This is a genomic window from Metabacillus litoralis, assembly GCF_020524045.1.
Taxonomy (GTDB): Bacteria; Bacillota; Bacilli; order Bacillales; family Bacillaceae; genus Metabacillus; species Metabacillus litoralis_C.
The window spans coordinates 238,431-260,268 of sequence record NZ_JAIVKL010000005.1; the positions used below are offsets into that span (position 1 = coordinate 238,431).

Consider the following 21,838-nt stretch of genomic DNA (forward strand, 5'->3'; position numbering starts at 1 on the left):
ATGCCTACAACGGAAATCAACAACAAAGTTTAACAGAGCTAAAAATTTAAAAAGGTATAAGTATTTGTACTATCTTTCTGAGTCAAGGCATCTACAAATTGTCTTGTTTGCCCTTTTCAATGGTTTCAATGTAGGAGTACTAAAGGAATTATTACATCTTGCAAATACAGAATAAAGGAACATTTTATGATCATACAAAATCAATTACTATCGTTAAGAATGTTTATGTTCTTTGTCAGTGCGATTGGATCAATGGTTGTTAGCTTTCTGCCGATTTATTTTCAAGATAAGGGAATTTCTAGCTCACAAATAGGTTGGTTTTTAGCAATTGGACCTTTTGTAGGGTTAATAGCTCAACCACTATGGGGATATGCAAGTGATAAATATAAAACTGTCAAAAAGGTTTTATTTGCATGTTTGCTTGGTTTTTTTCTGAGTGTGATATGGATTTTTCAGATCGATTCATTTATTTGGATTATTATAGCAGGGATCTTTTTCTTTTTCTTTTTCTCACCAGTACATCCATTAGCTGACAATCTTGCAAAAAGACAATCACAGATCCATTCTGTTACATTTGGTTCAATTAGAATGTGGGGATCTATTGGGTTTGCCTTAGTATCGTTATTAAGTGGTTTCTTACTTACTGAATTTGGAATAGGATTTTTAGTGATACCTATTACAGTTTTTGCAGTTATCGCTTGCTTTTTGGCATTACTTTTATCTGACACAAAGGCAGGTACTAAAAAAGTAAATTATAAGGATATTGGTGTTTTCTTTAAAGACCCAACTTTACTCGTTTTCTTTTTTCTTACAGCCCTTGTTTTGTTAACACACCGAACGAGTGATTCGTTTATTAGTTTATATTTGTTTGAAATTGGCGGGAACGAAATGCTAGTTGGGTGGATTTGGTTTATCGGCGTTTCAAGTGAAGCATTATTGTTTTTCTTAAGTGCAAAATGGTTCAGAGCTTCAAGCCCAATATTTTATATAATCATAGCCTCATTTCTCTATTGTATAAGATGGGTTTTAACAGCATTCGCACAAGATCCAACAATGCTGTTAATGATACAGATTTTACACGGAATCTGTTTTGCTATTGTATTTTTAGGAGCTCTAGAATATTTATATAAAGTCATTCCAGAGGAATTGCAAGCAACAGGCCATATGGTATTTGTAGGAATTACCTTTGGAATTACAGGGATAATTGGTTCTTCAATTGGAGGCATTATCTTTGAAAATCACGGTGGTAAACTTCTATATTTACTGCTAGCAGCTTCTTCTTTCTTAGGGTTTATAGGATTTATCTTATTTTACTTAAAGGAGAAAAAAACAGAAATAAAAAAATTAAATGAAGCAGGATAAGCGGGGATTCCCCCTTTTATCCATAAATAATGAGGAGGAAACACTTTTGAAAAAAATTACTTGGGGCATACTCGGTTGTGCTGAAATTGTTTTTCGTGCATTCATACCTGCAATTAGTCAATCTGAGAATAATGAATTGAGAGCGATATCAAGCAGGAGAATCGAAAAGGCAAAAGAAACAGCAGCTACACACAACATACCTTTTGCATATGGAAGTTATGAAGAATTACTACAAGATCCTGAAATTGATGCTGTTTATATACCACTTCCAAATCATTTACATAAAGAATGGTCAATGAAAGCAGCTGCAGCTGGAAAACATGTGCTTTGTGAAAAACCTATTGCATTGAATGAAGAGGAATCAAAGGAATTAGCTGATTATTTTCGCGAAAGAGATGTATTACTAGGTGAAGCTTTCATGTACCGTCACCATCCACGTTATGATCGAATAAAAGAGATTGTGAAGTCAGGGGAACTGGGTACAATTAGAGCATTACATGGAACATTCACTTTTAATAATGCTAAAGACAAAGGGAATATAAGATATCGCTCCGATTGGGGTGGAGGTTCTTTGTACGATATTGGTTGCTATATTATAAATTCTGCAAGACTCATACTTGAAAAAGAACCAAAAGCTGCGACTGTCCAAGGTTTTTTCTCAGAGGAACATGGTAATGTGGATATGATGGCATCAGGATTATTAGAATTTCCAGATTCTATAGGAGTTACATTTATGTGTGGAATGTGGGCTGAATACCAAAACACATTGCAAATTGTCGGAACAGAAGGAACGATTGATGTTCCATCATCTTTTGAATGTTCACCAGAAGAAAAATCTAGCTTTTTCGTAACAATTAAAGGGGAAAAAAGACTAGAACATTTTCAACCTGTAAATCAATATACACTTCAACTTGATGACTTTGCCAAAAGTGTGCGAGAAAAAACACTTTTAGCATTTGAGGTAGAGGACGCTATTTTAAACATGAGAGTTTTAGATGCTTGTTTAAAGTCTGCAAAGGAAAATAGTAAGGTTTTCATTAATTAAGAAGTGTTTCTACCAATTATTTGGAATTATTAAGAAAACAAGTAAAAAATAAGTAGCGATTTTCTTTATCGCTACTTATTTTTATTGTAAAAAAGTAGATGAATTAGTACTTAGTATTGGTGTCTAACTCTAGGCTCATTGGTTCTTGAGTCTATTCAAATAGAACGTCTTCTATTCCTACTCATTTTCCTAGGGCTTTAGACTAAACGTGTTGCTTTTTCTTACTACTTCAGGTCATTAACTGAGAATCCGTCTATTGAAGCAATTCTGCCTCGCCACCATGTACCATGATGATTAGGAGGTAATTGAATTCCATTGTTTAAATAGGTAGCGTTTTTTAAGTGAATAAAAGTAAGTGGTGAACTTTCTGATTCTTCTTCTTCTTCCTTTTGTTTAGCATACTCTTCTTTTAAATCACTGAATTTTTTTGCGATGATTTTAGACATCGTACCATCGTGAAGTTCTTTTGATGCTTCAGTTACTCCTTCATAATAGGTAGTTGCACTTATTAAAGTTCCTGATACGACCACACCGTTAATACTAAGTGTTAAATCTAATTCTATACCATCCTTTTCAACCAAATCTAAAAACATTAATATAATTGCATCATCTGTACTTTGTTGATCTTGCTCTTTATTTTTTTTAGCCATAAGAATTACACCTCTCAATTATTTAAGTATTTTTATCATGCCCTTAAATTGTAAGTTCATAAATGAGGTGTAATATTATATAGAATTTTTTGCTTACGTAATTGAAAAATTGAAATGATTAATTTTCAAGATAAATTCTTCAAACTCAATTACCTGAATATAATGAAAGAGAATAGCTCAAAAATTCATTTAGAAAAGGTAAGAACGTATGAATATGAGTAAGTAACGTCTTTCTTTAGCAACAGTCTATCGGTTTGAGCTCATAAGTCGTTCTATTCAGAAGGCAAGTTATCCTGTCTGTTGTTTGGTGATTATCATCAAATACTAGGCATCTTGTTCTTTTCTTATCGACAATACTTATTTTCTCCAGGAAGAGATTTAATCGTGTTCCACGCATTTATAGCGTCTTCCCTAGACTTTCCTTTGTTAGCTGGATCATTAAAAAAATCACGAGTAAACTGATTATATTCAAACTGAGGAGCAATTTCACGTTTGTAATTAGGATCTTTCTTACGTTTTTCTTCTTCATACCAAGCATGTACAACATCTCGATATGTTTTCCCTACATTTTCTTTCATGTAATTCTGTATATATGTAGAAAAATGAAAATTCGGTATGACGGATTTAAAGAAAAATCTAACATTCTGGCTAAATGTAACATTGCTAGAAATAACAGTATCAAGTCCTAGTTCTTCTAGTTGCTTTTTTTGAGGTGACTTTTTCTTTTTTATAGGTATTTCTTTATTGCCTGTTAATAGAAATAATTCTATTCGTTTTGTTAATTCAAGCTTAGAGCCACTTGTTGCTAAAGCATTCTCCTTACAAAAATGATGAAGCTCTTTTTTTAACCAATAATAATTTTGGAATTCAGTAATCGTCATTTTACTTGATAGTAAAGGTCTCACATAATACACCTCCTATACGGAACGTTTGTTCTTATATATTAAACCATAAAAATCCATATATGTAAATTTGTTTGTGTATTTAATAATGAGAGGGGTTATTAATTGATATTAAAAAGTTTTGAAACAAAACAAATGTTAGAAGCGATTTTAGGTAGTATTGACGAAGCCATTCATGCAGTTAACTCAGAGGGAATTACAATATTTTATAATAGTGTTGCAGCAAAGCATGATGGAATGGTCATTGAAGAAGTATTAGGTAAGCATGTACTTGATGTTTTTCCGTCATTGAATAAGCAAACAAGTACTCTTTTAAAAGTGATTGAAATAGGAAAACCAATTTATCAACAAGCACAAACCTATAAAAATACAAATGGACAGTTTATTGATACAGTAAATACAACTTTACCGATTATCGTAGGTGATAGAATTGTTGGTGCTGTAGAAATTGCAAAGGATTTAACGAAAATTAAAGAATTATCGCAAAAGTTGTTAGAGCTTCAAGAAAAGGTCAACAGTCAAAAAGCAAAACCTACTTCAATATTAGGAGCCAAATATAACTGGGATGACATCATATCAGTTAATGAAAAGATGACTAAAGTAAAGGAACTTGGCAGAAAAGCGGCAAAAAGTTCTTCACCTGTTATGGTGTATGGTGAGACAGGAACTGGAAAGGAACTTCTCGTTCAAGCTATCCATAATAGCTCATCCCGTAAAAAGGGTCCATTTATTGCACAAAATTGTTCATCATTACCAGAATCATTACTTGAGAGCATTTTGTTTGGAACAAAAAAAGGAAGTTTTACAGGTGCTGTTGATCGAGCAGGTTTATTTGAACTAGCTCATGGTGGAACATTATTCCTTGATGAAATTCACACGATGCCTTTGGAATTCCAGTCGAAGTTATTAAGGGTGCTTGAGGATGGAGTGATTCGAAGGGTCGGGGGAATTGAGTCTTATATGGTCGATGTTAGAGTCATTGTAGCTATGAATGAACATCCTTTAGTATGTTTGGAAAAAAAGATTCTTCGATCAGATTTGTATTATCGGTTGAATGTCTTTTTTATTGAACTACCACCATTGAGAGAAAGGAAAGAAGATATTGTCATTCTAGCGCATCACTTTATACAAAAATATAATTATCAATTTAGTAAATTAATTATAAAAATAAATCCTCAAGTGATTGCACAGCTAAAAATACTTGAGTGGCCTGGAAATATACGGGAACTTGAACATACGATTGAATATGCAATGAATATGATCGAAGAAGAAGATGAAATAAAATTGCATCATCTTCCGACAAATATGAACAGACAAAAAGAAGTGGAGAAGAAAAGTGTAAAGCCTTTTAAATTAATAATAGAACAAACAGAAAAGAATTTAATAATAGAAGCTTTAAGTGTATCAAAAGGGAATGTGCAAAAAGCGTCATTAATATTAGGACTCCCTAGACAAACGCTTCAGTATAAAATAAAAAAATATCATGTAAATACAGATTTTTAAGGAGGGGGATTGGTGATGAAACAAACTCCTGAAACGAGAGTAATAAATACGGAGTATTATTACCTTGAAGTGGTTCTTGATTATTTTAATGAACGAATTCGAATCGATCATTACCGGGGAAATATGACAATGATTGTACAGAAGATAGATGAGTTATCTAAAATCGGTCATTTTACTAAGGTGATCTTTTATTGTCGTCCTGAGCATTGGAGGAATTTACTTACAAAAGGATTTGAGTTAGAAGCAATAATAAATGGTTTTTTTAATGGCACAGATAATTTTATTATGACTAGCTATAGAGAGAATAGTAGAAGGAAGTGTGATTATTGGCTTGAAGAAAATGAGATTATCAATAGTATTTTAACAAATCCAAAAAAAACAGATAAAACTACACCAAATCAAAATTACTTCTTTAGACAAGCGATAACTGAAGATTCAGTTAACCTTGCAAAACTTTACAAACAGGTATTTGCTGTTTACCCAACTCCTATGAATGATCCTCAATATGTAAAAAAAATGATTGATAGCGGAACTATTTTTTATGTTGTTGAAGAAAACAATCAGCTTGTAAGTGCAGCATCAGCTGAGATAAATGAAACATACCATAACGCAGAGCTTACCGATTGTGCTACATTACCTGAACATAGAAAATATGGACTAATGAAAAAACTACTTGTTTATTTAGAGGGAGATTTAAAAAGTAAGGGTATTTTTCATGTATACTCTATCGCAAGAGCATTATCTTATGGTATGAATGCTGCCTTTTATCAACTAGGTTATATCTATAATGGAAGACTAACAAACAACTGTTATATCTTTAATAAATTAGAAAATATGAACGTTTGGGTGAAAAATCTTTCGTTGAAGTGATTTTAGTCATTTTTTCAATTTAAGGTATTTTTATTTTTAGGTTTTTGAGTTGATGATATGCCGATAATTTGTAACTGCCGAAAAGTGAGCAAGGTGATTTATGTAATTGTGCCTGATATTTGGCAATTATTTTTTATTTTCTCAATTTATTTAAACGAGAAAAAACTATTTGAGGATCAATTGAAGAACATTCAGCTTAATTAATGATTTATCTCTCCCCCTTTTATAATTGGCATGAATCTTGCTAGATATAAAGTGATAACAAAAATTAAGGGGGAATTCATGATGTGGCAAGATTTATATAAACCAAATCGACATTGGAAAGAAATTGAATTATGGAAAGATGTATCAACAGAAAAATGGAACGATTGGATCTGGCAATTAACAAATACCATTCGAACTCTTGATGATTTAAAAAAGGTGATAAATTTAACACCAGAAGAAGAGGAGGGAGTTCGAATCTCCACAAAAACAATCCCACTTAACATTACTCCATACTATGCAGCATTAATGAATCCAGATGATACAAGATGTCCGATTCGAATGCAATCTGTCCCTATAGGTGAAGAGATTCATAAAACAAAATATGATTTAGAAGATCCTCTAGAGGAGGATGAAGACTCTCCTGTTGCAGGATTAACACATCGTTATCCTGATCGCGTTTTATTCCTTGTAACAAACCAATGCTCTATGTATTGCCGATATTGTACCCGCCGACGTTTCTCGGGTCAAATTGGAATGGGTGTTCCGAAAAAACAATTGGATGGAGCCATCGAATATATTAGAAGTACTCCAGAGGTACGTGATGTTCTACTTTCAGGTGGTGATGGTTTATTAATTAATGACAATATTCTTGAATATATTTTAAAGAATTTACGAGACATTCCACATGTGGAAATTATCAGAATTGGAACAAGAGCCCCAGTTGTTTTTCCTCAACGAATAACAGAAAATCTATGCAATATTTTGAAAAAGTATCATCCAGTCTGGTTAAATACTCATTTTAATACGTCAATAGAAATAACAGAAGAATCAAAACGTGCTTGTGAAATGCTTGTCGATGCAGGGGTTCCTGTAGGAAATCAAGCTGTGATATTGGCTGGTATCAACGATAGTGTTGCGATAATGAAAAAGCTTATGCATGATTTAGTGAAAATTCGTGTTCGTCCTTACTATATCTATCAATGTGATTTATCTGAAGGAATCGGTCATTTTAGAGCACCAATTTCAAAAGGATTAGAAATAATTGAAGGATTAAGAGGACATACGAGTGGATATGCGGTCCCTACATTTGTTGTTGATGCTCCTGGTGGCGGAGGAAAAATCACTCTACAACCAAATTACCTAATTTCTCAAAGTCCGACAAAAACAGTTCTCCGCAATTTTGAAGGTGTTATCACAACATATCCAGAACCAGAAAATTATGTTTCAGGTCGTGGTGATGAATATTTCCAACAAATTTATCAAAATCATGATATGAGTTTATCACAAACTGGTATCAGTTCATTATTAAATGATGAAAAATTAAATCTACTCCCAAATTCACTTCAAAGGTATGATCGCAGACAAAGTTTTCAGGAAAGCTCAACATACTCTAGCCTAAAAGAAAAACGAGAAAAGCGAGATGAGTTGAAGGAAAAGAAATATCAAGCTCAATTAAAAAAGCAGAACAAAGAATAATTTCTTAGATGCAAAATAGTATAAATTTCTCAACAGTTATAGCCCCAAGTGGGAAGTAATACTCTTTTTCCTAGACTAAAAAGCCAATTTAGAATTGAAGGGAAAGTACTTCTTCTATTTCAAATTGTCTTATTGCTTGTGGTTGAACAATGTACTTTAACTTTTCTAAATAAGAGAGGAGACAATGAAATGGAATGCGAGTGGTGTGGAGAATCAAATCTAACAGAAATGACGAATACAGTTTATTGGGAGCTTCCTGATGGTACTCGTGCCATTGAAATTAAGGAAACTCCTGCAAAAAGCTGCTTAGTATGTGGAATGCAGTATCAAACAGAAGAAATGATTGAAGAGCTTGAAGACCAGCTTTATTTAATTGATACTTCTAAGATTGATAAAGTCATTTCATATGAATCTCTTATGAGTCAGCCAAGATTATTAAAAAGAAATTATTTTAAATTTTAATGTGTATTTTTGCTTTGTGCTAAGGATAGTTTTCTGTAGCAACAACCACCCAAGGTTCGCTAGCTTGTTGGTTATCGGTAGAAGGGATTTTCTAGCAGAAGTTATCTATATTAGTTTCCTACAAAACCATATTGACTAAAAAAGCTATGAATACCACGTAGAAAAACAATTTATGATGTATGGAGAAAAGAGGTGGTTTTTTAGTGAAGTCATTTTTAATTAAGCCAAATTTGAACGAGGTATATCCCATTGCAACACATGGAAAGGGGATTTATCTTTATGATGATACAGGCAAACAGTATATAGATGGATCGTCTGGTGCTGTCACAGCTTGTATAGGTCACGCCATTCCTGAGATTATTGAGGCCATGATTGATCAAGCTAAAAATGTTTCTTTTGTTTATCGTTCTCAATTCACATCAGATCCAGCAGAAAAGCTTGCTTTAAAATTAAATCAACTTGTTGGTGCAAATGAGGATTATTGGTCTTTTTTTGTTAATAGTGGATCTGAAGCAACTGAAACAGCACTTAAGGTTGCACTTCAGTATTGGCAAGAACAAGGAAAAAATAAAAAGCAAAAGATTCTTTCACGTTGGGTTAGTTACCATGGCATCACGATCGGTGCTTTATCAATGTCAGGACATGTGAGCAGACGTGAACGTTTTGTAGCTCTTTTAGAAGATTATCCTACAGTCCCGGCTCCTTACTGTTATCAATGTTCATTAAATTTAACACACCCATCTTGCCAATTAGCTTGTGCAAAAGAATTAGAAACAGCAATATTGCGGGAGGGTGCTGAAAATATAGCTGCTTTTATCGTGGAGCCCATTGTTGGCGCTGCAGGAGGAGTGATTATTCCTCCTAAAGGTTACTACCAGAAGATAAGGGAGATATGTGATAATCATCAGATTTTGTTTATATCTGATGAAGTGATGACAGGAATTGGTCGAACAGGAAAAATGCTTGGATTAGATCATTGGTGTGTCGATGCAGATATTATTGCTCTTGGAAAGGGAATGAGTGCTGGCTATGCACCTATTGCTGCGACACTTGTAAGTGATAAAGTTATGGATCCGATAATAAAAGGTTCTAATTCAATTATGAGCGGTCATACGTATAGTGCTAATCCTCAATCAGCAGCAGTTGCTTTAGCAGTCCTTGAGTTTATAGAAAATCATTCTTTAATAGATTTAGTGAAAACAAATGGAGAGTATATGCTTGAAAAGCTAAAGACAGCTTCAAAAGTGATTGAAATAATAGGAGAGGTACGAGGTATAGGCCTATTAATAGGTGTTGAATTTGTTTCAAATAAAGAAAAAAAACAATCCTTTAGTAAAAGCATTTCAATAACAAATTCTGTCGTGAAAAAAGCAAAAGAGAAAGGACTGCTTGTCTATCCTTCTGCAGCAGGAAAAGAAGGAGCTTATGGAGACGCGGTTATTCTAGCTCCTCCGTTTATTATCAAAAAACATGAAATTGATCAGCTTATTGCTATTTTTATAGAGGCTGTTTTGGATGTGCAAAACGAACTGGACCAATTAAGGAGGGAAGAAAAGTGAGCGGAAATAAAATAGGAAGCTTAGATCGAGCATTAGTTCATATCAATGATTCTTCCTCATTAATGTTTGGTGGATTTGGTGGGATTGGAAATCCACCAACACTCATAAAAGCTATATTTGATAAAGGAGTTAGGAATTTAACGTTAATTGGGAATGATGCGGGGTTTCCTAGTATTGGTATAGGTAAGTTAGTAAGTCAAGGAAGAGCAAAGAAGTTAATTGTTTCGCATATTGGCTCAAATCCAGTTGCTGGTCAATTAATGCTTGAGAATAAACTATCAGTTGAGTTTAGTCCACAAGGTACATTAGCTGAACGAATTAGAGCTGGTGGTGTAGGAATTGCAGGGATTATAACAGATGTTGGTCTTGATAGTATAGTTGAGCAAGGAAAACAAAAAGTAATGATCCTTGAAAAAGAGTATTTAATAGAAACTGCATTAACTGCAGATGTTTCAATTGTTTACGCGAAAAAAGCTGATACATTCGGAAACCTTATCTATGAAACTAGTGCAAGGAACACGAATCCACTTGTCGCAATGGCTGGTCGCTACACAATTGCAGAAGTAGAAGAAATCGTTGAATTAGGTGAGCTAGATCCAGAAGCAATCATCACACCAGGCGTATATATAGACCTTGTTATTCAGAGCAAGGGGATAGATTGGAAATGGGCTTGGCAATAGGTGTGGTGACTGTCACGCCCCGGTTTTTGTTGAACTAGCCTAATTAAAGGGAGGTGTAAGAAGTGATTGATAAACATGATATAAGAAATCGAATTGCAAAGCGAGCTGCTGAAGAAATTCAGGATGGTATGATTGTGAATTTGGGTATTGGGATACCTTCACTTGTGCCAGATCACCTCCCGCAACATATCAAGGTTATGTTTCATTCGGAAAATGGGATTCTTGGGATAGGGAAGTCTCCTCAAAAAGGGTTAGAGGACCCGATGCTTTGTAATGCTGGAGGTTTTCCTGTTACGACGATTCCTGGTGTATCTTTTTTTGATAGTGCGACAGCTTTTGGGATGATTCGATCAGGTTATCTTGATCTTACAATTCTGGGTGGACTTGAGGTTAGTGAGAAAGGAGATTTAGCAAATTGGATTGTTCCAGGAAAAAGAGTTCCTGGAATCGGTGGGGCAATGGAGCTAGCAAAAAAGGCAAAGAAAGTAATAGTTGTTATGAACCACTGTAATAAAAAAGGTGAACCGAAAATACTGCAAACCTGTTCGTTACCTTTAACAGCAAAGAGATGTGTAAGTATGATTATGACAGATATGGCAGTCATTGAAGTAACAAACCAGGGACTACTTTTAAAGGAAGTGTTGAGTCCGAATACTATAGAAGATGTAATTTTAAGCACAGAAGCTTCTTTGCAAATCTCTGAAAATATAAAAATCATCCACTAGCTTATGAAGAAAAGAGGTGTTTTCATTTGAACTCACAGCGAAAAAATATAAAGGATATGATTAACAAATGGTTAACATCAAACCAAGAAGATGGTATCAATTTATTAAAAGCCTTGGTGCAAGCTAAGAGTACTCAAAAAAATGAAAAAGACTCGCAGGACATTGTTATCAAGACTTTAGAAAAAATCGGGTTAGAAATAGATGTGTGGGAACCAGATGGGGAGAAACTGCAAAAGCATCCTTACTTTGCTTGTTCACGAATAAATTTTAAAGAAAGTCCAAATGTAGTTGGAGTTTTGAAAGGATCTGGTGGAGGAAAGTCGATCATTTTAAATGGACATATAGATGTTGTTCCGGAAGGAGATATTGCCCAATGGATTCATGATCCATTTAGTGGAGAAATTATTGATGGAAAGCTTTTTGGTCGTGGCTCAACAGATATGAAAGGTGGAAATGTTGCTCTATTATTAGCCATTTCTGCTATTCGTGAATTAGGTATACCATTAAAAGGGGATGTTATCTTTCAAAGTGTAATAGAAGAAGAGAGTGGGGGACTAGGTACTCTTGCAGCAATAGAAAGAGGGTATAGAGCTGATGCAGCTATTATTCCTGAGCCTACAAATATGAAAATATTCCCAAAGCAACAAGGCTCATTATGGTTTAGGATAACTATCCATGGTCGTTCTGCCCATGGAGGTACTCGTTATGAAGGGGTAAGTGCAATTGAAAAGTCATTTCTAGTTGTCAATCATATTGGAGAATTAGAAAAACAAAGAAATAATAAGATAACGGATATACTCTATGAAAATATCCCCATTCCAATTCCCATTAATGTAGGGAAAATTGAAGGTGGGGATTGGCCATCTTCAGTAGCTGATATAGTGAAGGTGGAAGGAAGAATAGGAATCTCTCCTGATGAAACAATGGAAGAAGCAAAAAAAGAAATGACTGATTGGCTAAAAAAACTTCGTGAAATAAATCTATGGTTTGACGAAAGTCCAGTTGAATTAGAATGGTTTGGTGCAAGATGGATTCCAGGTTCAATAAATATCGATCACGAGTTAATGAATTGTTTATCTACCTGCTTTCATGAAGTTACAGGTGAACAAGCAAAAATAGAGGCATCACCCTGGGGAACCGATGGTGGCCTACTCACAAATGTAGCAAACACACCAACAATCGTATTTGGTCCAGGAATTACAGAAAAAGCCCATTATCCAAATGAATACATCGAAATCGATAAAGTGTTTGAAGCAGCAGAAATAATCGCTTTAACAATAGTCGAATGGTGTAGTTGATGCTCAGTGCCTGTCACGTCCTGGTATTTGTCTCTTTTTGTCGAAATGTAAATTGACTAACATTGTAGAGAAAGAGTGATATTAGATGGATTATAATCATGAGCTAGAGGAGCTCGATAAGAAATATTTTTTGCATCCGACTTCTTCTATTGAACAGCAACAAAAGTTTGGTCCTACATTTATCTTTAAGACTGGAAAAGGTATTTATCTTGAAGATATCAAAGGAAATCTACTGATAGATGGTATGTCCTCTCTTTGGAATGTGAATATTGGGCATGGCAGAAACGAGCTTGGTGAAGTGGCAAAGCAACAAATGTCAAAGCTTGCTTATAGTTCTTGTTTTGCGAATTTTAGCCACGAACCTGCAATACGACTTGCCAATAAGCTTGCAAAATTAGCTCCAGGTGATCTAACTGCGACTTTTTTCACCTCTGGTGGATCTGAGGCGAATGATACTGCATACAAATTGGCACGTCATTATTGGCTCCTAAAGGGAAAACCTGAGCGAAAGAAGATTATTTCTAGATCCAAATCCTATCATGGTGTTGCATTAGGTGCAACGAGCGCCACTGGTTTAAAGCCTTTTCGTGATTTCACAACATCTTTAGCACCAGATTTTCTCCATGTTGATTCTCTAAAATCTGAAGCATTAAAAGAACTAATAGAAAGAGAAGGGCCTGATACAATTGCCGCATTTATTGCAGAGCCTGTTCAAGGAGCTGGTGGTGTTCATATTGCTAATGAAAATTATTTTAAAGAAATAAGGAAAATCTGCAATGAGCATGAAATCTTATTTATAACAGATGAAGTTATTACAGGCTTCGGAAGAACCGGGAGCTGGTTCGGAATTAATCACTATGGTGTTGTGCCTGATGTGATGTGCTTTGCGAAAGGAGTGACAAGTGGGTATGCACAGCTAGGGGGTGTTATGATTTCAGAAGATATTTTTCATACGTTTAAGCAACAATCAACAGGAACATTTTTACATGGATATACGTATAGTGGGCATCCGATGGCTTGCGCTGTAGCATTAAAAAACATTGAATTAATTGAGAAAGAAAACTTAGTGGAAAATGCTAAGATGATGGGCATCCTCCTTATTAAAGAACTTCAAGCGTTAAAAATTAACAATAAGATTGTTAAACAGGTAAGAGGGTTAGGTTTGATGGGAGCAATTGAATTTGAAAATAATTGTAGGAATCTTTTATCCCCGTTAATCGTAGAAAATTCACAGAAAAAAGGACTTATATGTCGGTCTGTTACCTTTGATGGACAGGACACTGTTGTTATAGCTCCACCACTTATCATTAACTCTGAAGAAATAAAGAAAATTACCTCAATCCTTCATGAGACGATTATAGAAATTCAAGGGTGATGTGAATAGAATGAAATTCTATTTTAAACGAATAGAAAAAAAGACATAATATTGTAAAAAAGTTGTAATCTTCCTTCCATTTTTCGCTACCTACCTAAGGTATAATTAAGCTATAAAGAATTATGTAAGGAGGAATTTTATATGCTTGCTTTACAAAAAAAGAAATGGTGGTTAGTTGTTTTTGTAATAGCACTTATCGTTTTGTCTAATACACTGATTTATCGTCTGGATTTTATGCAACCGCTACCAAATGAAATAGCACTAGGATCATTAATAGATCTTATGATCGTGATTCCCCTCATCATTTACTTCTTTTTAATGAGAAAAAAGTATTCATTGAAATACATGTTACCAATGGCATTAGTTGGCTATGGTGCAGCACTACTAATCATTCCTTATGGACATCTTGAATCATACTCTTTTGTGAAATATATCGTATTAGCTGGAGAAGGGGCATTTTTATTCGTTGAAGTTTATGTTATTTTCAAATTGATTAGACATTTACCTTCTATTATCAGTCATATTCGTATGACAAAATTGCAGGTGCCATTTTTCCAAAATAATTTAGAGCAATCTTTTTCTAAACAATTAAAACCATCCCGCTTATTAGATATTATCTCCTCAGAGATTTCGATGTTTTATTATAGCTTTTTTTCTTGGAAAACAAAACGAGTTGTATTCAATAGTAATCAACAAGTATTTACTTTACATGAAAAAACAAGTGTGATTGCGTTATATATTATGCTTTTACATGCCCTTGTTATTGAATCTGTTGGTTTACATTTTTTATTCCATTCTTGGAATGCAATATTCGCTTACATTTTATTATTTTTAAATATATATGCCCTTATTTATTTTATAGGGGAAATTCAAGCGATCCGTTTAAATCCAGTAGTTATAACAAACAACTATCTATATTTACAAGTAGGTTTAGGAAAAAGATTAACAGTACCGTTTGAAAGTATAAAGTCTATACATCCGTATGATGGACCTGAGAAACTATCTTCAAAAGAAAGTAAAACAGTCTTTGATGCGGTTCTACCTGATTTGACTAAAGAAAAACCTGCATTTGAAATAGAATTTTACAAACCTATTGAGGCCAAATATATGTACGGTTTTAAAAATAAAGTATCTAAAGTTCATATACGCCCAGATGATGCTACAGGTTTTTATCATGCAATCATTGAAAAAATGAAGTAAGGCTGGTGAGATCATCATCAGCCTTATTTTATTGATGCGATTTGTGATTGAGTGAGCTAAGTAGATGGTCATGAAAAATGATGATTCTAGAATTATAGGAATAATGTTCTTCGTATTGAGTGAGAACTTCATGGTATAAAGTTTTTAACAGCTCTGCATATTCAATGTTTTCCTTTGTAAACATTCCGCTACGATTTACGATGATATTTTCATATTTTTCTACAATTCGTTTTATGGGCTTTAATAACTTCTTTGCGTCTTTCAAACGATAAGTATCTCTTAATTGATTAACTAACATAGAAGAGTCTTTCACTAAATGCTCAGCTAGATTAATATTGATGTTTTCTATGTTAATTAGCTTTTGTTCGATTTCTTCATTAAAGAAGTGCTTGAACATAATAAAGTCAGATTCAATTGGATTATTTAAGAACGAGAGATAAATGCGCAATGTATTATAAGCATCATACATCGGATTATGTGCTTCTCCAATAAAAGGTAAATGATAAAGTGATAAAGCATTTTCTACAGATATATTTCCTTTTGATACTCTCTTCTTAAACGTCGCTTGAAAGTCGATATAGTTATTCTCTATTTTTCTAATTGTACCTGGTGGAATTTCATGGGATATGGAATCAAATCTTAATCTTGATAAATCACTTGTAGACCAAGAGAAATATCTGGCTTTTTTCATCCCACCAATCCAATTAAGAAAATCAGAAAAAACTGCTTTGAAATCATTTGCGTTAGCTAATTGTTCATCTTGAATACCAGTTAGTGATTTACAAAAATCTGATAGAGGCTCTGTATTTATTGGTTTAATAAATTGATCAAAATAGTCAATTTTCTCTGTTTCATGATCATATTTTACCGCACCTAAACGAATGGCTTCCATCATTTCGTATGACATTCCTTTATCAGAGCATAGCATTTCAAAATCGAAAAAGACGAAATATTTTATATCCGCCATTCGTTTCACCTCCATTTTGTCATTATAAAAGGGAAGACAAAGAAGTAAAAGTATAAAATATTGTAAATTAATGGCTTAGAAAAATGTAATAACTAGCTCTTACGTATCCTTTAGAAAATTAGAGTTTACTGATAACAGATCGAAATTTGTCGAATATTTACACTCTTATCTTGGTGGATAATTACGGTAAAATGAGAGGTAATATAGTTTAATAAGAGAGTAGAAACAGGTGGAGAAATGTCTAATATACGAGTGCTAATTGCTGATGATGAAAAAGAGATACGAGATTTACTAAAAGCTTATCTTGAGCGGGAATTTTTTCAAGTGGATGTTGTTGGTGATGGTGAAGAAGCATTAACATACTTTGATCGAGCATCATATAACCTGCTTATTTTAGATGTGATGATGCCAAAGCTTGATGGAATACAAGTATGTCAACAAATAAGAAGTCACTCAAATGTGCCGATTTTGATGTTGACGGCTAAGGACAATGAAATTGATAAAATTTTAGGTCTTACAATAGGGGCCGATGATTATATTACAAAGCCATTTAGTATGAATGAAGTTGTAGCAAGAGTAAAAGCGTTAATGAGAAGGTTTTTAGTCTTAGGTAGTGAAAACACTCCATTGGAAAGTCTTTTAAGTTATAAAGGGTTATCTATTGATTTGAAAAAATATACGATCCGTGTTAAAAATCAAGAAATATCTCTAACTGCAAAAGAACTTGAATTACTGAAGCTTTTCATGTCCCACCCAGAGCAGGTATTTACAAAAAAACAACTATTCCGTCAAGTATGGGATAGCAACTATATAGAAGATGATAATACCGTTATGGTACATATTCGAAAACTTCGAAAAAAAATCGAGGATGATCCCTCAAATCCACAATATATTCAAACAGTGTGGGGAATAGGGTACAAGTTTGTAGGTGAAAAAAATGAATTTTAATGTAATTGGTATATTACTAAGTGTTCAATGGATCGTTATTACGATCCTTTTTGTCATGTATAAAGAAGTTAGCATACTAACAATTTTTCTATATATCATTGTAAGTTTTGTATCATCTGTTTTAGTATACATACATTTCCAATTCAGGAAGAGGTTGAAACAATTAGATGCAGAAATAAAGAGAGCAAGAAGTGGCAATTATCATACAAAACTTTTAGCTAACGATGATCCGATTGTTAACGAAATTATTTTTTCAGTAAATGATCTTATTGAAAAATTGGAGAATCTTCAGTCGGATAAAGCTAAATCTGAAGCGTCAAGAAAAAGTCTTCTCTCCAGTATCTCACACGATATTCGTACTCCACTTACATCGATCATTGGTTATGTTGATGCCATTAAACAAGATATTGCCACAACACAATCTGAAAAGGAGAAATATCTAGAGATTGTCTCGAGAAAGTCAAACAATTTAAAGAGTCTAATCGAAGAATTATTCAATCTTGCAAAACTAGATGCAGATGAACTAACGATGAAAATGGAACAAATTGATTTTACGGAACTAACGAGAGAAATACTTATTGAATTTCTACCACAAATAAAGAATTTAGAGTTAAAGGTTGAAATTGAAATTCCTGACTCCGTTTATTTAGTAGAAGCAGATTATTTTAGTGTAGTAAGAATTGTATCGAATTTAATTAAAAATGCTATTACCTATGGAAAGTCTGGAAATGTCCTTGGTGTAAAATTATTTGAAGATGATGAGGAATACCAGTTGATCATATGGGATAGAGGACCAGGCTTAACAACAACCGATTTAGAGTATGTATTTGAAAAAATGTATCGAGTGGATTCCTCAAGAAACCTTTCCTCTGGCGGAAGTGGCCTAGGGCTTGCTATTGCAAAGGCATTGATCGAAAAAAATAATGGTCGTATTTGGGCAGAAAGTATTCCATCTGTTTTAACAACCTTTGCTATTGCTTTGCCAAAGTGTGAAAAATAGAGAAATTAAGAAACAGTTAAGAATTAGTTAAAGGGCAGTTAAAAACTCCTGCTTATACTAAAATCATAAGCTAATAGAAAGCAGGTAACTTATGGAAACTATTATTAAAACAATGAATTTAACGAAAGTTTATGGAAAACAGAAATCTGTTGACTCACTTAATTTAACGGTTAATAAAGGCGATATTTATGGATTTCTTGGTAGAAATGGAGCGGGTAAAACAACAACTATTCGTATGCTTCTAGGATTAATAAAACCATCATTTGGGGAAGTTGAGCTTTTTGGAGAAAAGTTAGAGAAGAATAAGAAACAAATATTAAGAAGAATTGGTTCGATTGTTGAGGTACCAGGTTTTTATGAAAATCTGACAGCGAAAGAAAACTTATTAATTAATGCAAAAATTATGGGTGTTCACAAAAAACATGCGATTGAAGAAGCGTTAGAAATTGTAAGCTTACAAAAAGAGCCAAAAAAGTTAGTCGGTAACTATTCTCTGGGAATGAAACAAAGACTAGGTATTGCTAGAGCATTATTACATTATCCAGAACTATTAGTCTTAGATGAACCAACGAATGGCTTAGATCCAATTGGAATTAAAGAAATGCGCAAGCTTATTAAAACGTTAGCAACAGAAAGAAATATGACAATTTTTATATCTAGTCACATATTATCAGAAGTTGAACAGCTAGTTGATTGTATGGGAATTATTCATGAAGGTAAGCTTCTTGAAGAGGTTTCTTTTGAACAGCTTAGAAAAAGGAATCGAAAATACATGGAATTTCAAGTGAATGATGAAAATAAAACCGCGTTGCTCCTAGAAAAAGAGTTTGAAATAAAAGATTATGAGGTCCATGATGATGCTATCATTCGTATCTATTCACATTTAGGTATGCAAGGAAAAATAAACACTATGCTTATCGCTCATCAGATAGAAGTGACAAAATTAACAATGAGTGAAGATCGATTAGAAGAGTATTTTACAAAATTAGTAGGAGGTGGCACAATTGGTTAATTTATTATGGACAGAACTATTAAAGTTAAAGCGATCAAAGATGTTTTTATTAAGTATAATTGGTGCTGCTGTGGCACCATTTATGGTTGTTGTTGCCTCCTATATTTATATGCAGACAAAAGCAGATGTTTATGTAGCATTTGAGGAGCTATTTTATCAAACAAATTTATACACTGTTTTGGTACTAGGAGTACCATTGTATGGTGTTGTAACAGCCTACCTTATCACACGTGAGTATATGGAAGATACGTTAAAAAATCTTTTAACCATTCCTGTATCACGTACAAGTTTTTTAGTAAGTAAAATTACCTTGTTATTTACATGGATATGTTTGTTAACCTTCATTTCTTGGATCTTAACGCTCAGTCTAGGAGTGATTTTTCAATTTGAAGGATTGACCATTAACCTACTATTTAAGTCCATCAGACAATTTAGTAGTGGAGCAGGTCTATTATTTATCTTATCCTCACCAATCATCTTTGTTACGTTAGTGTCAAAAAACTATGTTCCAACGATTATTTTTACAATTGTTATTACGATGTTAAACGTGATGGGAGGCAGTTCAGAACAAAGAGGATTGTTTCCGTGGGCTGCTGCAGGTGATATATCAAACAATACACTTTTACCTACTTACGATCCTTTAGTATCTTATCTTATTATTGCATGTACCTCATTAGTAGGATTTATCGGTTCTTTTGTATATTTTAGAAGAGTTGATATCTAATATTAGAAGAGTTGATATCTAATATAATAAAATAGAATATTAAGCGACTTGTGCACTAAAAGTATTTTGAAAAATTGTACTTAGTTTTGGAACTGATCTTCAGTGCCTAGCGCCTCTAGGAGGGAAACTAACACTTTTTTTCTAAGAAAATAATAGAAATTAAGAGCTAGCTAATTCAAAGTGCAATCTCTCCTAGGTTATGGGCCAATTTGGAATTGAAGGCAAAGAGCGATTTTAATTCTACATTGAATGATTGCCAGAGGTTCAAGGCGATTGCGTTTATGTTCTTTTATCCTCTAGCGCGGAAAAGCCAATTTATTAGTGGTGGCATTTTTCGATCGACAATTTTTAATTCATCCATTAATAGTTTTTCTCTATGATCTTTTATCCAGCTTTGTAATTCTTGTTTTGAATTAATTTGGGTATAGTATGTTTCGCCACATTTACCAACCGCATTAACAACATACCTACATGTGTTCCCCATAAGTGCCCACCTTTTGCTTTAATATATCTAATATGCATTATAACAAGGTGAGATTTTATTTCTAGACTTTACTTTTGAAAAATTAGGGAGTAAAATGGAACATTTCTAAAATCCATTATAAGAAAACTTCCTCGAATTCCAATGGTTGAAGAGCTTTCGTGTTGTTAATGTATATAAAAGCATCATATCGTTCTGACATGACCGATGGTACATAGTTTCCGTATTGTTCATATTGGGGGTTATAGACAACCCCGATTGCCCTATGTCCTATTGTTTGATTGAAAAGAGCCCTATTACCTTGGTTGAACAGTAGAATTTTATCGAATGGACCAGCTTTATGCATTGCATCTTCCCAACTTCCTTCTTGTGCAGGAGGGGTGATCATGCTTTTTGTGTCAACTCCCCACTGTTCAGCAGCTGTTACCGTCCCACGATGAGTACCAAATCCTACAATTAGCACCTTTTCATTCCCTTTTTGTTCACGTAATAACTGTCCAACATTCACAATACCTTCACTTAGCATATCTGTTGCACGTGCGTCTCCTACATGAGTATTATGTTCCCATACAATCCCTTTTGCATTTGCACCTTGAAATTCCCTAATTTTATTTATTACTTGTACCATATGCTGATCACGAATATTCCAAGACTGATTATCATCTATAACCATTGTACGATAGTAATTTTCAGCATTTGCAGTAATTAGTGTATTTATTTCTAGACTTAACGAGTTTTCTTCTTTATCTTTAATTTGAGTTTTAGTTAAAGAGATTTCACTTAAAAGCTTTATGACCTCATCGTGACATCCTTCTGAATAAAAAGAAGCAGATATTCCATATTTTTCAGGTTTTCGATTAAATGGTTCGAAACAAGAAAAAGCTTGTTTAGCAGCTTCAATAAGGGGGGAGTTCGCTTTTTCTAAATAGGAAATGATTTCATCCATCGATTCCCATAAAGAGTAAATATCGATTCCATAAAAACCAACTTTCATTTCAGCTGGTTGGGTGAGATTGTATTGTTTTAACCATTCAATTAATTCAACCATTTCTTCATTTGCCCACATCCAAGTTGGCCAACGATTAAATGACTTTAATACGTCCCGAGCATTTGTCGATTCTTTGTCATAACCTTTTATATATCTGTTTACTTTATGACAAGCTGGCCAATCACCTTCAACTGCAAGGAAAGTAAATCCTTTTTCAGTAATTAGTTTTTTTGAAATCTTGGTTCTTTCTTTATAGTATTCTGAAGTGCCATGTGAAGATTCACCTAATAAAACGAGAGTTTGTTCAGTAACTTCGGTTAATAAAACATCATAATCATTTACAGTTTTTAATGGCACAGCATGATCTTTAATAGATTGAATTAAATTCTGGTTCACTATCTTTCACC

At 33.7% G+C, this 21,838-nt stretch carries 21 protein-coding genes; 16 read left to right on the top strand and 5 right to left on the bottom strand.

Features of this window, described 5'->3' with window-relative positions:
* Nucleotides 1-186 precede the first annotated feature (186 nt).
* A complete protein-coding gene (locus tag LC076_RS09560; RefSeq protein ID WP_226668031.1) occupies nucleotides 187-1,362 on the top strand; it encodes an MFS transporter in 1,176 nt (391 codons plus the stop codon).
* Between the two features lie 46 nt (nucleotides 1,363-1,408).
* A complete protein-coding gene (locus LC076_RS09565) occupies nucleotides 1,409-2,407 on the top strand; it encodes a Gfo/Idh/MocA family protein (RefSeq protein WP_226668033.1) in 999 nt (332 codons plus the stop codon).
* Between the two features lie 224 nt (nucleotides 2,408-2,631).
* Here the strand turns inward: LC076_RS09565 and gvpU are convergent, their stop codons facing one another.
* Together gvpU and LC076_RS09575 are read right to left on the bottom strand one after the other, a co-directional pair.
* On the bottom strand, nucleotides 2,632-3,057 hold the full coding sequence (gene gvpU, locus LC076_RS09570; protein ID WP_226668035.1) for a gas vesicle accessory protein GvpU: 426 nt from the start codon (nucleotides 3,055-3,057) through the stop codon (nucleotides 2,632-2,634).
* Nucleotides 3,058-3,401: 344 nt separating this feature from the next.
* Nucleotides 3,402-3,962, bottom strand: coding sequence for a DUF6434 domain-containing protein (locus tag LC076_RS09575; protein WP_226668037.1), 561 nt, complete (start codon nucleotides 3,960-3,962; stop codon nucleotides 3,402-3,404).
* A 132-nt stretch (nucleotides 3,963-4,094) separates the two neighbouring features.
* Here LC076_RS09575 and LC076_RS09580 point away from each other — a divergent pair, with 132 nt between their 5' ends.
* From LC076_RS09580 to LC076_RS09625, 10 genes are all read left to right on the top strand, one after another.
* Nucleotides 4,095-5,462 carry a sigma-54 interaction domain-containing protein gene (locus LC076_RS09580; RefSeq protein WP_226668546.1) on the top strand — a complete coding sequence of 456 codons (1,368 nt, stop codon included), beginning with the start codon at nucleotides 4,095-4,097 and terminating at the stop codon, nucleotides 5,460-5,462.
* A 15-nt stretch (nucleotides 5,463-5,477) separates the two neighbouring features.
* Nucleotides 5,478-6,332, top strand: coding sequence for a putative beta-lysine N-acetyltransferase (gene ablB / locus LC076_RS09585; RefSeq protein ID WP_226668548.1), 855 nt, complete (start codon nucleotides 5,478-5,480; stop codon nucleotides 6,330-6,332).
* A gap of 285 nt (nucleotides 6,333-6,617) precedes the next feature.
* On the top strand, nucleotides 6,618-8,012 hold the full coding sequence (gene ablA, locus LC076_RS09590) for a lysine 2,3-aminomutase (protein WP_226668550.1): 1,395 nt from the start codon (nucleotides 6,618-6,620) through the stop codon (nucleotides 8,010-8,012).
* A gap of 189 nt (nucleotides 8,013-8,201) precedes the next feature.
* Nucleotides 8,202-8,474, top strand: a complete 273-nt coding sequence (locus LC076_RS09595; protein WP_226668039.1) for a YokU family protein — start codon at nucleotides 8,202-8,204, stop codon at nucleotides 8,472-8,474.
* Nucleotides 8,475-8,653: 179 nt separating this feature from the next.
* Nucleotides 8,654-10,033: an aspartate aminotransferase family protein gene (locus tag LC076_RS09600; protein ID WP_226668041.1), complete on the top strand. Its 1,380-nt coding sequence runs from the start codon at nucleotides 8,654-8,656 to the stop codon at nucleotides 10,031-10,033.
* The gene (locus LC076_RS09605; RefSeq protein ID WP_226668043.1) at nucleotides 10,030-10,713 is read left to right on the top strand and encodes a CoA transferase subunit A; all 684 of its coding nucleotides are present in this window, start codon (nucleotides 10,030-10,032) and stop codon (nucleotides 10,711-10,713) included. Before LC076_RS09600 ends, LC076_RS09605 begins: the two co-directional genes overlap by 4 nt.
* A gap of 62 nt (nucleotides 10,714-10,775) precedes the next feature.
* Nucleotides 10,776-11,438, top strand: a complete 663-nt coding sequence (locus LC076_RS09610) for a 3-oxoacid CoA-transferase subunit B (RefSeq protein ID WP_226668045.1) — start codon at nucleotides 10,776-10,778, stop codon at nucleotides 11,436-11,438.
* A 26-nt stretch (nucleotides 11,439-11,464) separates the two neighbouring features.
* Entirely contained in the window at nucleotides 11,465-12,736 is a 1,272-nt protein-coding gene (locus tag LC076_RS09615) for a peptidase (RefSeq protein WP_264191487.1), read from the top strand.
* A gap of 85 nt (nucleotides 12,737-12,821) precedes the next feature.
* Nucleotides 12,822-14,111 carry an aspartate aminotransferase family protein gene (locus LC076_RS09620; RefSeq protein WP_226668047.1) on the top strand — a complete coding sequence of 430 codons (1,290 nt, stop codon included), beginning with the start codon at nucleotides 12,822-12,824 and terminating at the stop codon, nucleotides 14,109-14,111.
* Between the two features lie 141 nt (nucleotides 14,112-14,252).
* Nucleotides 14,253-15,311 carry a hypothetical protein gene (locus tag LC076_RS09625; protein ID WP_226668049.1) on the top strand — a complete coding sequence of 353 codons (1,059 nt, stop codon included), beginning with the start codon at nucleotides 14,253-14,255 and terminating at the stop codon, nucleotides 15,309-15,311.
* Between the two features lie 28 nt (nucleotides 15,312-15,339).
* On the opposite strand, the gene LC076_RS09630 is transcribed toward LC076_RS09625, so the two are convergent.
* Nucleotides 15,340-16,278, bottom strand: a complete 939-nt coding sequence (locus LC076_RS09630; protein WP_226668051.1) for a 3'-5' exonuclease — start codon at nucleotides 16,276-16,278, stop codon at nucleotides 15,340-15,342.
* A gap of 237 nt (nucleotides 16,279-16,515) precedes the next feature.
* Between LC076_RS09630 and LC076_RS09635 the strand changes: the two genes are divergently transcribed.
* The 4 genes from LC076_RS09635 (at nucleotide 16,516) to LC076_RS09650 (ending at nucleotide 19,962) form a co-directional block, all read left to right on the top strand.
* Nucleotides 16,516-17,226, top strand: coding sequence for a response regulator transcription factor (locus tag LC076_RS09635; RefSeq protein ID WP_226668053.1), 711 nt, complete (start codon nucleotides 16,516-16,518; stop codon nucleotides 17,224-17,226).
* Nucleotides 17,216-18,226: a sensor histidine kinase gene (locus tag LC076_RS09640; protein WP_226668055.1), complete on the top strand. Its 1,011-nt coding sequence runs from the start codon at nucleotides 17,216-17,218 to the stop codon at nucleotides 18,224-18,226. The genes LC076_RS09635 and LC076_RS09640 overlap by 11 nt, the downstream gene beginning before the upstream one ends.
* A 91-nt stretch (nucleotides 18,227-18,317) precedes the next feature.
* Nucleotides 18,318-19,238, top strand: coding sequence for an ABC transporter ATP-binding protein (locus tag LC076_RS09645; RefSeq protein ID WP_226668058.1), 921 nt, complete (start codon nucleotides 18,318-18,320; stop codon nucleotides 19,236-19,238).
* Nucleotides 19,231-19,962: an ABC transporter permease gene (locus LC076_RS09650; RefSeq protein ID WP_226668060.1), complete on the top strand. Its 732-nt coding sequence runs from the start codon at nucleotides 19,231-19,233 to the stop codon at nucleotides 19,960-19,962. Before LC076_RS09645 ends, LC076_RS09650 begins: the two co-directional genes overlap by 8 nt.
* 289 nt (nucleotides 19,963-20,251) lie before the next feature.
* Here LC076_RS09650 and LC076_RS09655 read toward each other — a convergent pair whose 3' ends face one another.
* The gene (locus LC076_RS09655) at nucleotides 20,252-20,446 is read right to left on the bottom strand and encodes a hypothetical protein (RefSeq protein ID WP_226668062.1); all 195 of its coding nucleotides are present in this window, start codon (nucleotides 20,444-20,446) and stop codon (nucleotides 20,252-20,254) included.
* A 115-nt stretch (nucleotides 20,447-20,561) separates the two neighbouring features.
* Complete coding sequence (locus LC076_RS09660; protein WP_226668063.1) at nucleotides 20,562-21,827, bottom strand: erythromycin esterase family protein; 1,266 nt, start codon at nucleotides 21,825-21,827, stop codon at nucleotides 20,562-20,564.
* Nucleotides 21,828-21,838 lie beyond the last annotated feature (11 nt).